The sequence below is a fragment of the Sphingopyxis sp. genome (assembly GCF_965279755.1).
GTDB lineage: Bacteria > Pseudomonadota > Alphaproteobacteria > Sphingomonadales > Sphingomonadaceae > Sphingopyxis.
Genome location: NZ_OZ257261.1, coordinates 912,413 through 926,086, shown reverse-complemented (window position 1 = coordinate 926,086; position 13,674 = coordinate 912,413). Strand labels below are relative to the sequence as shown.

The following is a 13,674-nucleotide window of genomic DNA, read 5'->3' as shown; positions in this document are numbered from 1 at the left end:
ATCCTGACCCTAGCGCGGGCGGTGCATCACCCAGCTGAACGCCATCGCGTTGAAGATGGTGTAGAGACCATAGAGCAGCAGGCCGGTGAACCAGTTGCGCGTCGCGATCGCCATCGCGCCGACCAGCAACAGGAATTCGAAGACATAGGTGATGTTCGGCCCGACCTTTTCGGCAAGCGGACGCACCATCTGCTGAATCAGCGGATCGTCGCTTTCCATGAAAGCGCGGTGCATCGCGAAATTCGCGATGCCCGCACCGAAAATAGCGATGATCGTAATCCACATGGCGCTGCAAATGGAGCGTATGGGGTGGAATTGCCAGCAAAATTGCGTCTATAAGGCCCGCGTGCCGCGCGATATCGATCCGCAGGCCGATCGAACGAAACCCCGCCCCAGCGAAGGATCCATTCGGTGAGACCTCTCCCCCGCTTCATCGCGCCCAGCCTGTTGGCCGCCCCTGTCCTCTTCGTGGGTAGTATCCAGCCGGCGCAGGCTGCCGTTTCCGATTTGACGCTGCCGTCGCTGGTCATTCCGCTGGCGACGATGCCGCTCGAACCCGAGACCCTGCCCCTGCCCGATCCGGTGCGCGCGATGATCGACGCGGCGATCGCGAGCGGCGAGCGCAAGGACGTTGAAACCGTGGTGTCGCTCGCGAAGGCGACCAATCCCAAATCGATTGGCGAGATCGAGGCGATTCTCGCCGTCTGGCAGGCGCAGAACAAGGGCGGTGCCGATACCGACCCGATCCATCAGATGCTTGCCGCCGCCATGGCGAGCAAGAAGGACGGCGATGTCGAGGCGGTGGGCGCGCTGGCGAAGAAGACGAATCCCGACCGTATTGCCGACATCGACACGATGCTGACCGACTATCGCGCCAGGCGGGCGGCAGAGAAGAAGGCGGAGGCCGACGCGGCGCGCGCGAAGCTGGCGGCCGCGAAATTCTGGCAGAACTGGAAGGGTGAGGGGCAGATCGGGGCCTCCCAGAGCAGCGGCAACACCAGGTCGGCGGGGCTCAGCCTCGGTCTGGCGCTGAACCGCAAGGGGATCGACTGGGACCAGCGCTTCCGCGCGCAGGCCGATTATCAGCGCACCAACGGCAGCACGTCGATGGAGCGCTATCTGGTCGAATATGAGCCGCAGATAAAGGTCAGTGATCGCGCCTTCGCTTTCGGTCTCGGGCGCTGGGAACGCGACCGGGTTCTGGGGTTCGGCAACCGCTGGAACGCGTCGGCCGGCTTCGGTTACCGGTTCGTCGCGGGCAAGGCGATGACGCTCAGCCTGAAAGCCGGGCCAGCATGGCGCGAGACCGATTATCTCCCCGGTCGCGGGCAGAGCGAAAGCGAACTGACCGGGCTTGCGGGGCTCGATTTCGGCTGGGCCCTGTCGCCGACGCTCAAGCTGACGCAGGTCGCCTCGACGACGATCGGCGAGCGCAACACCGCGGCCAGTTCGCTGACCGCGCTCAACGCAAAGCTGATCGGCGGGCTGTCGGCTCGCTTTTCCTATTCCGCCGAGCTCGACACCAACCCGCCGCCGGGGATCGAGAATGTCGACACGCTCACGCGCTTCACGCTCGTTTACGGATTTTAGCTGCCGTCGAACGCGTCGGCCCCGCCGATCTCCTCCCCGTCGACGAGCAGGCCGGCGCCGGGGACATGGTTGAACTCGATGCGGATTCCGTCGGGGTCTTCGAACAGGATCGAATAATAGCCGGGCGCCCATGGCTCTTCCTGCGGGGCGTGGACGATGTGGATGTCGCTCCGGCTTTTCAGGAAATCATGGATGGCATCGACGGCGGCGCGGTCGCGCATCCGGAAACAGGCGTGATGCAGGCCAGGCGCGCCCTGATCGAAACGCTTGCCGGCATTTTCGGGGCTGGGCGTGCGAATGCCGATCGCGGTGCGGCCGCCGACGCCATAGAGCATATGCTCGCTGTCGAGAACGAGCTTGAGATCGAGGTACGCGATGACGTCGCGCCAGAAGGCCGTCGAGCGCGCGAAATCGCCTGCGGTCAGGATCACATGCGCGACGCCGTTGAGGTCGCCCGTCATCCCTCGTTGCCGATGGTGAAGCCCGGGACCGGCCGGGTCTCGACATGGCCCGCATGATACATGTCCATGAAGATGGTCGAACTGGCGGGCTCGCTGCCTTCGCAACGCACATCATAGCCATCGATGATATTGTCGTACACGCCAAGGCCGTAATTGCCGATGCGCTTGAACTGCGGCGGCTTGCCGTCGGTGCAGCGCAGCGAGGCAAGATAGGCCATCTGACCCTGCGGCATTTCGACGCGCACCGGATTTTCCTTGCTGCCCAGCGGATACGCTTCGGCCTTTTCGATGGTTTTCTTCAGCTTCTTGCCCTGCATCGCCGATTTCGCGGCGAGCATGTCGGCAATCCGGTCGCGCGCCGATGCGGCTGGTGCCGATGCGATGCCAAAGCCAAGCGCGGCGATCGCCACGAGGTGCCCGATGCTCTTCATATAGTCCCCCATTTTCATTTCATCGCCGCCAGCGTGTAGAGAAATTCGGCAAAGCCCATCGTCGCGTCGACCAGCCCCGCGACCTTGGGATTAGTCGAATCGATCAGATAATATTCGTTCGGGGCGTGCGCGCCGGCGCCGTGGCCGATCCCGAAATGCCCCGCCGCGATCGACACCGGCGGCGCGGTGAAGGTCGCGCCCGGCCAGCTTCCCGCGAGGCGCGCGTTGATGTGCGCCGGGACGCCCAGCTTTTTATAGGTCGCAAGCTCGGTCCGGATCAGCATGCTGTCCTCGGCGACCTCGGTCGGGTCATAGCCGCCCGACACATTGACCTCGACGTCGGTGAATCCATGCTTGTCGAGGTGCGCGCGCAGCTTCTTCTCGGCCTCGGCGCGCGTCTGGTTGGGGACAAGCCGCAGGTCGAGCTTGGCGACCGCGCGGCCGGGCAGCACGGTCTTGCCGCCGGGGCCGGTATAGCCCGCGACGAGGCCCTCGATATTGACCGTCGGCTCCTGCGCAAGGCGGATCAGCGCGTCGTCGTAGCTGAGATTGTTGATCCAGTGCGTGACGCCCAGCGCCTTCTTCTGCTCGGCCTCGTCGCCTGCTGCTGCGGCGGCGCGGATCAGCGATTTCTCGCGCTCGGTCAGCGGGCGGACATTTTCGAACCAGCCTTCGATCGCCGGCTTGTTGCCGTCGGGGGTGACGAGCGTCTGGAGTGCCTGCACCAGCCGCCAGGCGGGCGAATCGACCATCGCCTTCAGGCTCGAATGTACGTCGCCCTTCGGCCCGCGGCCCCATTTCTCGCCGCTCGCGACCAGTTCGAGTTCGATGATGCCCTTCGATCCCAGATTGACGTCGACCGCGCCGGTCTGATCCTGCGAGGGGAAGGGAATGAAGATGCCCTCGCATTTCTTCAGCGCCGCAAGAACATTGGGCTTGGTCGCGACCTGACGGAAATGCGGCGAACCGATTTCTTCCTCACCCTCGCAGATCAGCACGATATTGACCGGCAGCGTCGCCTTTGCGGCGCGGATCGCGTGCAGCGCGGCGAGGAAGGCGGCTTCGGGGCCCTTCTGGTTGACTGCGCCGCGGCCGACCATCGACAGGCCGAAACCGGGTTTGTCGACCATCCTGCCCTCCAGCGGAGGCGACGACCATTCGGCGGGGTCGAACTGCTTCACGTCATACATGAAATAGATGCCGAGGGTGCGTTTGGCACCGACGTCGATCGTGCCGAAGACGCCGGGATGGCCGTCGGTCGGGACGATCTCGACATTGGTGAAGCCGGCGTCGCGCGCCAGATCGGCCATATAGGCCGCGCCCTCCGCCATGTTGCGGTTCTCGGCGGCGATCGAGGGGAGCGCGATCCAGTCGCGCAGCCGCTTGACCGAGGCTTCCTTGCCCGCTTCGGCCGCCTTGCGGATCGCCGCGCTCTGGCTGCTCGCCGCGAGCGCGGGCAGGGGGCTGAGTATCGCTGCTCCCGCGCCGAGCATCGCTGCGCCGCGCAGCACCCCGCGCCGCTCGAGCATCGTCCGGAACGCCTGATATTCCTCGCGCATCCTGATTCCCCTTTTTCCGCCTCTATGGCCTGACCCAATAATCCTGCATCAATTCGTGCGACCAGTCGGGCTGGCGAATGTCGCCGCGCGGCAGAAACTCTTCCATCACCGGCTTGATGTCGAGCACCGGCGTGCCGTCGATCGCGTCGAGGCCCTCGACCTCGACCGTCAGGCCGTCGACGCCGACGATGCGGCAGGTGGTGAGGCCGAGGCGGTTGGGGCGATTCTTGCCGCGCTGCGCGAAGATGCCGACCAGCGGCCAGTCGGTGCGGTTTCGCGGGTGGCGCGCGCCGGTCTCGATCTTCTCGTGCGGCACCTTGTCGAACAGGAAGATCACTTCGGCATGGCTGAAGTCGGCGAGGCCTGCGAGCGCGTCGGGGGTAAAGGCGGCCGCATCGAGGGCGATGACGGCGCGGCTCGCCCCCCAGTCGTCGTCGACCGCGTCGGCGCGGCCGCCACGGACATGGCCTATCGGCGTGAGGGTGAAGTCCATCGATGATCCCCTGCTGCGTTGACGCTGATGGCGCAGCGCGCCTAGCCTTGCAAGAAAGGAGAGGGGCCAATGTATTTTCAGGGCAAGAATGTGGTCGTCACCGGCGGCGCAACGGGGATCGGCTTTGCGCTGGCGAAGCGGATCGGCCGGGCCGGTGCGCGGTTGATCCTGTTCGAGCCGCGCGAGGACAAGCTGGCCGACGCGGTGGAAGCGCTGACAGGCTTCGGCATCGACGCCCGCGCCTTTGCCGGCGACGTCACCGACGCTGCGTCGGTCGAAGCGCTTGCCGATTTCGCCTGGACCGAATTTGGCCGCGCCGACGCGATCATCGCCAATGCCGGGGTCGGCGGCGTCCGTACCGAAATCCTCGACACCGATCCTGCGGCGGCGCGCGCGCTGATGGAGGTCAATTTCTGGGGCGTGTGGAATTGCGTCCGGACCTTCGGGCGGCGTTTCCGCGACGACGGCTTGCCCTCGGCGATCTATGCGACCGCGTCGGAGAACGGCCTGTTCAATGCGGTGCGCAGGAACGGAGGCATCTATGTCGCCAGCAAGCATGCCGTCGTCGGCCTGATGGACACGCTGCGCAACGAGGCGCCCGAGAGCGTCGAAGTCGGGGTCATCATCCCCGGCTGGGTGAAGTCCGACATGACGCGTCATGCCGCGCCCGCGATGGATGCCGATGTCTTTGCCGACCGCATCGTGCCGCAGATGGAGGCGGGTGAATTCTACCTCGTCAGCCATCCCTATAATGTCGTGCGGATGGAGGAACGCTGGGCCGAGGTCTATGCCGCCTTCGCCCGCTATGCCCCGCGCGAGCCGGGCGACGATGCGATGGACGTCGCGCTGTTCGTCGAACGGATGCGCGCCGCGCGTTAGGCGATTGGCCGCGTGTTCAGTTCACGGGTCAGGAAGCGCATGATCTCGCGGCGGTCCTCGTCATCCTTGCCGCTGCCCGATTTCATCGCGGCGCCGCCGATCACCATCATCAGGATCGGTATGCCGGCGAAGATCGCCCCGAACAGCAAGGTTCCCGGAACGAACCACGCGATCGTCACGCCGACGATCACGAAGAGCGAGAGGAAGCCGAACCAAATATAGGGGAACATGCGTCCGGCGGTCGAGCGGCCGAGGGTTCCGGTAAGGCGCGTGCCGCCTTCATAGGGCTCTATCGACGCCTCGAGCTCGGGCGCCATGCTATTCTGGACGCCGCGCCGCGCATAGCGCAGCCGCATCACATATTGATCGCCGCTACCGAAGACCCGCGCCAGCGCCTTGTCCATCGGATCGGACATGATGGCCTTGAGCTTGTGGGCGATCGCCTCTGGCGAGAGGGGCGAATAGAGATCGACTACTTCGCTCTTCGCCATCGCCCGGCTCCTTTGCTTACGCCCTCTCGAGCAATCCTTCGTCGGCGATCCGCTTCTGCCACAGCATCGGCGCGTTGACGTGGACGTTCTGGCCTTCGCTGTCGACCGCGACGGTGACGGGGAAGTCCTTCACTTCGAACTCGTAGATCGCTTCCATGCCAAGGTCGGCGAAACCGACGACCTTGCTGCCCTTGATCGCGCGCGCGACCAGATAGGCGGCGCCGCCCACCGCCATCAGATAGGCGCTCTTGTGCTTCGCGATCGCCTGCGTCGCGGCGGGGCCGCGTTCGGCCTTGCCAACGCACGCGAGCAGGCCCTGATCGAGCATCATGTCCATGAACTTGTCCATGCGCGTCGCGGTTGTCGGACCCGCCGGACCGACAATTTCTTCGCCGACCGGATCGACCGGGCCGACATAATAGATGACGCGGCCCTTGAACTCGACGGGCAGCTCTTCGCCCTTCGCGAGCATGTCGGCGATGCGCTTGTGCGCCGCATCGCGGCCGGTGAGCATCTTGCCGTTGAGCAGGATGCGGTCGCCCTGCTTCCAGCTGGCGACGACTTCCGGAGTCAGCGTGTCGAGATCGACGCTGATCGCCGCCTTGTCGGGCGCCCAGTCGATCTGCGGATAGTCGGCGAGCACCGGCGGTTCGAGATAGGCGGGGCCGCTGCCGTCGAGCGTCACATGCGCGTGGCGCGTCGCGGCGCAATTGGGGATCATCGCGACGGGTTTCGATGCGGCGTGCGTCGGCCAGTCGGCGATCTTGACGTCGAGCACGGTGGCGAGGCCGCCGAGCCCCTGCGCGCCGATGCCGAGCGCATTGACCTTTTCGTAGAGCTCGATGCGCAGTTCCTCGGTCGGCGACGACGGCCCGCGCGCGAGCAGTTCGGTCATGTCGATGGGGTCCATCAACGATTGCTTGGCGAGCAGCATCGCCTTTTCGGCGGTGCCGCCGATGCCGATGCCGAGCATGCCCGGCGGGCACCAGCCGGCGCCCATTTGCGGCACCATTTCGAGCACCCAGTCGACGATGCTGTCGCTGGGGTTCATCATCTTGAACTTCGACTTGTTCTCGCTGCCGCCGCCCTTCGCCGCGACGTCGATAACGACCTTGTTGCCGGGAACCATCTCGACGTTGAGGACCGAGGGCGTGTTGTCCTTGGTGTTGACGCGGCTGAACGCCGGGTCGGCGAGGATCGAGGCGCGCAGCTTGTTCTCGGGGTGGAGATAGGCCTTGCGCACGCCCTCGTCGACGACCTGCTGCAGGCTGCGCGGGCTGTCGAGGCGGCAGTCCATGCCCCACTTGATGAAGACGGTAACGATGCCCGTGTCCTGACAGATCGGCCGATGCCCTTCGGCGCACATGCGGCTGTTCGACAGGATTTGCGCCATTGCGTCCTTCGCGGCGGGCGATACCTCGCGCTCATAGGCGGCGGCGAGGGCGCGGATATAGTCCATCGGGTGGAAATAGCTGATGTACTGGAGCGCGTCGGCGATGGTTTCGACGAGGTCGTCCTCGCGGATGATCACGGTGTTCATGGGTGCAGTCCCCTCTTCCTGTTTCAGGATTCGGGGTCTCCCTAGACCCGCTGCGCGCGCACGGGAATAGAAACATCATTGTGCTCCCGCGAAGGCGGGGACCCATCTCCTGTCCGTTCAAAATATCACCGTCCGGAGATGGGCTCCCGCCTTCGCGGGAGCACGGGGTTTGAAAACGAGGGATATCGCCCTAGCTCCGGCGCCGTCCGAAGGTCGGGCGGGGCGGCGTGCTTGCCGCCGTAGTCGTTCGCTGACGATCGCCGGGCGGTTCGGCCTCCACCAATGGCCGTTTCCGCAGCGCGCACCAGTTCGCGATCGCGGCGGTGCCGAGCAGCGCGATCCAGCCGCCGCCGGTCGCGGCGAGCAACGTCCAGCCGTAAAGCGAGGGTATGGCGATCGCCATCAGCGCCGGAACGCAGGCGACGATGACGAGCGTTCCGGTGAGCATCCACCACCGACCGCCCAGCCGGGCCAACCCCAGGCCGATCGCGACATTGGTGAGCGCAAGCAGCACGAATTTCGCGGCGACCGGATAGGGCAGGCTAGCCATCGCGGGTGAATAATCGCCCGCCGTAAAAGCCGTCTGAATGTCGAAGAGCAGCCAATTCTCCCACGCGTCGCAGAGGGCGGCGAGGGTGGGTAGCGCGGCGGCGAACGCGATCGCTTTCAGCCCGGCCTCGCGCCCCAGCGCGATCAGCCCGCAGCCCAGAAAGCCAGCGTAGAGCAGCATGTAGAGATAGTCGCGTTCGTTGCCTGTGCGCATCGCGGCGAGGCGGCCGACCTGCCGCGGGTCGCTGTCGGGGCCGAAAATGGAGATCAGATCGTCCTGACCGCCGGCAAATTCGAACGCGAGCACTGGCGCGCCATAGCCGGGTTCGGCGGCGAAGCTGTCCTGCGGAAAACTCTGACCCAGCAGCAGGCCGAACAGGAGGACGCCGATCCCGAAAAGCAGCGTTGCATGCCACCAGCGCGCCGCCGGCAGCACGTTCGGGCTCAACTTATTGGCACTCGGCGCATTTGCCGCGCACTTCTATCACCGGGCGTTCGGCGGAAAAACCCGTCGCATCGGCGGCGGCACGGACGCCGTTCGACAGCTTGTCATTGTCGATATGCACCGCGGTGCCGCAACTGTCGCAGATCAGGAAGATACAGTCGTGGAGGCAGCCGGGGTGACTGTTCGCGACGAAGGCGTTTGCGCTCTCGACGCGGCGTACGAGGTTGTTCGCGACGAACAGGTCGAGGATGCGATAGACGCTGTTCGGCGCGACGCGCTTGCCGCGCTTCTGCGACACGATGTCGGCGATTTCGTAAGCGCTCGCGGGCTTGCCGATTTCGGCCACGGCATCGAATATCTGCGCACGCATGTCGGTCCACGCCTCGCCGGCGCTTTCGAGCGCGGTTTGCGCCGCGCCAGCGAGCGAGGCGCCGCTCGCCTCGATATGTGCATGATCATGCTTGCCCATACGCGCCAATGTAGGGTGTTTGCGCTATTCCCGCAAGCTGCGGGCAATGCGTATCATTGGCGCGCGCGGCGGTTGAGGTCGTGGCCGAGCGCGACGATCGCAACGCCGATCATCGTTGCCAGCACTTCGCTGCCGTCATGCGGCCGCGACAGCGCGCCCGCCATCATGCCAAGCCCGAAGCAGCCGACGCCGAAAGGCATCATATAACCGTGGCTGAGCACGCCCGAAACCAGCGTCACCAACGCGAAGCCGATCGCGATCGCAAGCCCGATTTCATGGAACAGATGGCTTTCGAGGAAGACGCCGCCGACCGACGCGATCGAGGCGAAAAAGACTGTCGTGGCAAGGCAATGGACCAGACAGAGCCCTGACAGGCCCATCGCCAGCTGATCGCCCGAAAGCGAGGTCAGCGGCCGCGAATCGCGCGCAGCCCGCATCATCGCGCCTAGGCGCGGCCATGCATGGCTGTGACTGGCGACTTGAGTCACCCGATTCTCCGTTGGTCCAATTGTGAACCTTGATATGGCATAACATGACCAAGGTTACAATATAACATTGTAACATTTCATTGCCGGCGCCCTCCAGAAGGATGGTGGCGTTATGCGCCGGCTTCGGCCCTGAGTGCCTTTCGGTCCAGTTTGCCGATCATCGTTTTGGGCAAGCTCTCGCGGACCTCTACGGTGCTCACACGCTCATGCTTGCCGAGCTGCGGGTTGAGCCATGCGGCGAGCGCTTCGCCCGAGACCTCGAATCCCTCTTCCAGCGTTACGAATGCCTTGGGCACTTCGCCGCGATAGGCTTCGGGCACGCCCAGTACGATCGCTTCCTTGACCGCCGGATGCTCGTGCAGATGCGCCTCGATCACGCTCGGATAGACTTTGAAGCCGCCGACCGCGATCATGTCCTTCAGCCGGTCGACGATGCGGATATAGCCCTCGTCGTCGATCGCGGCGACGTCGCCGGTGCGCAGCCAGCCGTCGTCGGTGAAGCTGTCCTTATCGGCGTCGGGGCGGTTCCAGTACCCCTGCATGATCTGCGGACCCTTGACGGCCAGCTCGCCGGTTTCGCCCGCTGATGCATCTTTCGTCGGGTCATCGCGATCGAGCAGGCGGATTCGCGTCGCGGGCAGCGGCTGTCCGATCGTCCCGGGTTTGACCAGGCCGTCATAAGGGTTCGTCGCGACGACGCCCGAACTCTCCGTCAGGCCATAGCCCTCGACGAGCGAGGCGCCGGTCGCGGCGATGAATTTCTCGCGCAGTTCGGCGGACATCGGTGCGCCGCCCGAGATGCAGACACGCAAGCTGGAAAAATCGGTCTTCGCCAGGTCGGGGTGGTCGAGCAGCGCCTGATACATGGTCGGCACGCCGGGCAGCGCGGTCGCCTTTGTCCGCGTGATCGCCTGCAGCGCCGCCCTGGCATCGAAGCGCGGTAGCATCGTGATCATCCCGCCGTTCAGCACCGTGCGGTTGAGGACGCAGGTGTTCGCGAAGACGTGGAAGAAGGGCAGCACGCCAAGGATGCGGTCGCCCGCGTCATGGTCGGGATCGATCGCATTCACCTGCCGCGCATTGGCGGTCAGATTCTGGTGCGTCAGCTTGGCGCCCTTCGGCGTGCCCGTCGTCCCGCCGGTATATTGTATGAGCGCGACGTCGGTTTCGGCGTCGATCGCGACGGGCTCGGGATGTCCGTCGTTCGCGATGAGCGCCGAGAAGCGGATGATGCGTGGATCATCGGGAAGCGCGGCGACCTCGCTCTTCTTGAACAGGCGATAGAGGATCGACTTGGCGGCGGGTAGTCCGCCGGCGATCGAGCCGACGACGAGCCGCTTGAGGCTCGATCCGTCGAGCACCGCCAGCGCGGTGGGCAGCAGCGCGGCGGCGCTCAGCGTGACCAGCGTGTCGGTCCCCGAATCCTCGACCTGCGCCTCGAGCTCGTGAACGGTATAGAGCGGCGAGAAATTGACCACCGTCGCGCCCGCGGCGAGCGCGCCATAATAGGCGGCGACATAATGCGGGACGTTGGGCAGGAATAACCCCACCCGACTCCCCTTCCCAATCCCCATCTGCTGCAGTCCGCGCGCGACGCGGGCGACGCCATCTGCAACCTCGTTGTAGGAAAAGCGCCGTCCCATGAAATCGAGCATCGGCGCATCGCCCTTCCGGGTGGCGCTGGCGGCTAGCATCTCTGGAAGCGAGAGCGGCGCGAAAGGCTGATCCCAAGGCGTTGGATGGCAGTAATCGTGCGACCAGTCGTACGCGTTGTTCATGGAGGTGGGGGGCCTTTGCGTCTCGTTACTGACATCACTCTAAGCACGCGCGCGCGCGACCGCAATCTTGCGGCGCAGCGGTACGGCGGCTAGGCAGGAGCATCTTGTTCCAGGGGATCGCCATGCCGCATATATCCTTGCGCCTGATAGCGCCGTTCATTGTTCTTGCCACCGCAGCGCCCGCCGCCGCCAAGGACAAGGAAGCGCCGCCGCGCCCGACGCAGATCCAGGAACTCTACAACTGCCGCGACATTGCCGATTCCGCCGCACGGCTTGCCTGTTTCGACCGCGAGGTCGGGGAGTTGCAGGCGGCCGATACCAAGCGGGATATCACTTTCGCCGACCGCGAGACGGTGAAGAAGACACGGCGCGGCCTCTTCGGTTTCACCCTGCCGAGCCTCGGCCTGTTCGGCGGCGATGGCGACGAGGACCAGATCAAGAGCATCGATACGACCGTCGCTTCCTCGTCACAGGTCGATGGCGGGCGCTACCGCATCACGATGGCCGACGGGTCGGTCTGGATTCAGATCGACGACCGGCGGATGGCGCTCGCGCCGCGACCAGGGCAGAAAATCCAGATCAAGACCGCATCGCTCGGCAGCTATTTTCTCAGCCTTGAAGGTCGCCCCTCTATCCGCGTCCGCCGCGAGCGTTGAGCGGGTCGGCTCTGCTATTCTGATCAACGCGTGATGCCGGAGCGGTTGGCCCTTGGCGACGACGCCACGCCCTTCGTCCTGCTCGACGATGCGCGCCGGGTCGGCGCGGCGCCGGCGCGCTTGTTTCGCGGACCGGTCGGCACACTGACGGCGGCGGGCGCGGCGGAGATTCCAGCGCTGCTCGATGCGCTTGCCGCGGCGCGGTCGCGCGGGCTCCACGCGGCCGGATATCTAACCTATGAAGCGGGCAGGGGGCTTGCGCCGGCGTGGCGCGGCGCGGTCGATACGGTAGCTGAGCAGCCTGTGCCAGCTGGCTGGTTCGGACTGTTCGAGCGTGTCGAGCGAATCGACAGCGATGCGGTTGTCGACCTTCTACCCGATCCCGCAGGTGGCTGGGTCGGTGCGCCGCGCCCGCGGATCGCGCGCGCCGACTATCTTGCCGCGGTCGAGCGGGTGCTCGGCTATATCCGCGACGGCGACATCTATCAGGCGAACCTGACCTTCCGCGCCGATGTGCCGTTCGCCGGCGACCCGCTCGCCATCTATGCGCGGCTGCGCCAGACTGCGCGCGCGGGTTACGGCGGATTTGTCTGGACCGGTGACCGCGCGATCGCATCGCTGTCGCCCGAGCTGTTCTTTGCGCTGCGCGGGAAGCAGGTCATGGCACGGCCGATGAAGGGCACGGCCGAACGACTTTCCGATCCCGAGGCCGACGCGGCTGCGGCGCGCATGCTTGCCGAAGACCCGAAGCAGCGTGCCGAGAATCTGATGATCGTCGATCTCATCCGCAACGACATGTCGCGCGTCGCGGTGCCGGGCACGGTCGCGGTGCCCGAGCTGTTCCGCGTCGAAAGCTTTCCCACGATCCATCAGCTGGTATCGGATGTCTCGGCCGATCTGCCGCCGTCGGCGGGGGCGGTGGATGTGTTGCGGGCGGCTTTTCCCTGCGGGTCGATCACCGGGGCGCCGAAGGTGCGCGCGATGGAGATCATCGACGAGCTGGAGGTCGAACCCCGCGGCCTTTACACCGGATCGATCGGTTTCATCGAGCCCGATGGGGATGCGGCGTTCAATGTCGCGATCCGCACGCTGGTCTTTCCGTCGCAGAGCGACTTGCGGGATGGCGCGGCTTGCGCCACGCTGGGACTGGGGTCCGGAATCGTTGCTGACAGCCAGCCGGCGGAAGAATGGCGCGAATGTCTGGCCAAGGGGGAATTTGTGAGCGCAGCCGGCGAAAGCTTCGATCTGATCGAAACGATGCTGTTCGATCCGGTCGAGGGCGTCCAGCGACTGGAGGGCCATCTGGCCCGATTGAAGGCGAGCGCCACCGCGCTCGGCTTTGCGTTCGACCGGCATGGCGCGCGCAACAGCCTGCAGTCGGCGACCTTTCGTCTGCGGAGCGCCGCGCGGGTGCGGATGCGGCTTGCACAGTCGGGCGCGCTCGCGGTCGAGGTGTCGCCGTTGCCGCGGCTCGCCGAACTGCCGGTCGCCGTTGCGGTGCGGCCGGTGCCGATGGCGGCCGATGATTTTCGTCTCGTGCACAAGACCAGCCTGCGCGGCGCCTATGACAAGGTGCGAGCCGAGAGTGGCGCGGCCGAGGTCGTGTTCGTTGACGAGCCGGGCTTTGTCACCGAAGGCAGCTGGAGCAATATTTTCGTCGAACGCGACGGCCAGCTCCTGACGCCGCCGCTCGCGCTCGGGCTGCTTCCCGGCGTGCTGCGCGCCGAATTGATCGACAAGGGCCGCGCGGTCGAATCGCACCTGCGCCTCGCCGATCTTGCGGACGGTTTCTTCATCGGCAATTCGCTGCGCGGGCTCGTGCCGGCGCGGCTTGTGGAGGTATAG

Annotated in this window: 15 protein-coding genes; 4 read left to right on the top strand and 11 right to left on the bottom strand. The window is 65.4% G+C overall.

Annotation, left to right across the window (positions count from 1 at the left end; all coding sequences use genetic code 11):
• Positions 1-9 precede the first annotated feature (9 nt).
• Entirely contained in the window at positions 10-285 is a 276-nt protein-coding gene (locus ACQY80_RS04505; RefSeq protein WP_428684063.1) for a hypothetical protein, read from the bottom strand.
• A 126-nt stretch (positions 286-411) separates the two neighbouring features.
• On the opposite strand from ACQY80_RS04505, the gene ACQY80_RS04500 reads away from it, so the two are divergent.
• Entirely contained in the window at positions 412-1,590 is a 1,179-nt protein-coding gene (locus tag ACQY80_RS04500) for a DUF481 domain-containing protein (RefSeq protein ID WP_428684061.1), read from the top strand.
• Here the strand turns inward: ACQY80_RS04500 and ACQY80_RS04495 are convergent.
• From ACQY80_RS04495 to ACQY80_RS04480, 4 genes are read right to left on the bottom strand one after another with little or no spacing between them, the layout of a single operon-like run.
• Positions 1,587-2,051 carry a VOC family protein gene (locus ACQY80_RS04495; RefSeq protein WP_428684059.1) on the bottom strand — a complete coding sequence of 155 codons (465 nt, stop codon included), beginning with the start codon at positions 2,049-2,051 and terminating at the stop codon, positions 1,587-1,589. The two genes, ACQY80_RS04500 and ACQY80_RS04495, sit on opposite strands and share 4 nt — an antisense overlap.
• Positions 2,048-2,482 (bottom strand): hypothetical protein, encoded by a 435-nt coding sequence (locus ACQY80_RS04490; RefSeq protein WP_428684057.1) that lies wholly within the window; start codon positions 2,480-2,482, stop codon positions 2,048-2,050. Before ACQY80_RS04490 ends, ACQY80_RS04495 begins: the two co-directional genes overlap by 4 nt.
• 14 nt (positions 2,483-2,496) lie before the next feature.
• Positions 2,497-4,041: a M20/M25/M40 family metallo-hydrolase gene (locus ACQY80_RS04485; RefSeq protein ID WP_428684055.1), complete on the bottom strand. Its 1,545-nt coding sequence runs from the start codon at positions 4,039-4,041 to the stop codon at positions 2,497-2,499.
• Between the two features lie 22 nt (positions 4,042-4,063).
• Positions 4,064-4,534 (bottom strand): SAM-dependent methyltransferase, encoded by a 471-nt coding sequence (locus ACQY80_RS04480; RefSeq protein WP_428684053.1) that lies wholly within the window; start codon positions 4,532-4,534, stop codon positions 4,064-4,066.
• A 69-nt stretch (positions 4,535-4,603) separates the two neighbouring features.
• Here ACQY80_RS04480 and ACQY80_RS04475 point away from each other — a divergent pair, with 69 nt between their 5' ends.
• Positions 4,604-5,413, top strand: coding sequence for an SDR family NAD(P)-dependent oxidoreductase (locus tag ACQY80_RS04475; RefSeq protein WP_428684051.1), 810 nt, complete (start codon positions 4,604-4,606; stop codon positions 5,411-5,413).
• On the opposite strand, the gene ACQY80_RS04470 is transcribed toward ACQY80_RS04475, so the two are convergent.
• From ACQY80_RS04470 to ACQY80_RS04445, 6 genes are all read right to left on the bottom strand, one after another.
• Positions 5,410-5,904: a hypothetical protein gene (locus tag ACQY80_RS04470; RefSeq protein ID WP_428684049.1), complete on the bottom strand. Its 495-nt coding sequence runs from the start codon at positions 5,902-5,904 to the stop codon at positions 5,410-5,412. The genes ACQY80_RS04475 and ACQY80_RS04470 overlap by 4 nt on opposite strands.
• Before the next feature lie 16 nt (positions 5,905-5,920).
• Positions 5,921-7,444: a fumarate hydratase gene (locus tag ACQY80_RS04465; RefSeq protein WP_428684047.1), complete on the bottom strand. Its 1,524-nt coding sequence runs from the start codon at positions 7,442-7,444 to the stop codon at positions 5,921-5,923.
• A gap of 190 nt (positions 7,445-7,634) precedes the next feature.
• On the bottom strand, positions 7,635-8,441 hold the full coding sequence (locus tag ACQY80_RS04460) for a hypothetical protein (protein WP_428684045.1): 807 nt from the start codon (positions 8,439-8,441) through the stop codon (positions 7,635-7,637).
• Between the two features lies 1 nt (position 8,442).
• Complete coding sequence (locus ACQY80_RS04455) at positions 8,443-8,907, bottom strand: Fur family transcriptional regulator (RefSeq protein WP_428685742.1); 465 nt, start codon at positions 8,905-8,907, stop codon at positions 8,443-8,445.
• A 53-nt stretch (positions 8,908-8,960) separates the two neighbouring features.
• The gene (locus ACQY80_RS04450) at positions 8,961-9,347 is read right to left on the bottom strand and encodes a MerC domain-containing protein (protein WP_428685740.1); all 387 of its coding nucleotides are present in this window, start codon (positions 9,345-9,347) and stop codon (positions 8,961-8,963) included.
• 158 nt (positions 9,348-9,505) lie between these two features.
• Positions 9,506-11,173: an AMP-binding protein gene (locus ACQY80_RS04445; protein ID WP_428684043.1), complete on the bottom strand. Its 1,668-nt coding sequence runs from the start codon at positions 11,171-11,173 to the stop codon at positions 9,506-9,508.
• A gap of 122 nt (positions 11,174-11,295) precedes the next feature.
• Here ACQY80_RS04445 and ACQY80_RS04440 point away from each other — a divergent pair, with 122 nt between their 5' ends.
• Both ACQY80_RS04440 and pabB read left to right on the top strand, forming a co-directional pair.
• Positions 11,296-11,829 carry a hypothetical protein gene (locus ACQY80_RS04440; protein ID WP_428684041.1) on the top strand — a complete coding sequence of 178 codons (534 nt, stop codon included), beginning with the start codon at positions 11,296-11,298 and terminating at the stop codon, positions 11,827-11,829.
• A gap of 33 nt (positions 11,830-11,862) precedes the next feature.
• A complete protein-coding gene (gene pabB / locus ACQY80_RS04435) occupies positions 11,863-13,674 on the top strand; it encodes an aminodeoxychorismate synthase component I (RefSeq protein ID WP_428684039.1) in 1,812 nt (603 codons plus the stop codon).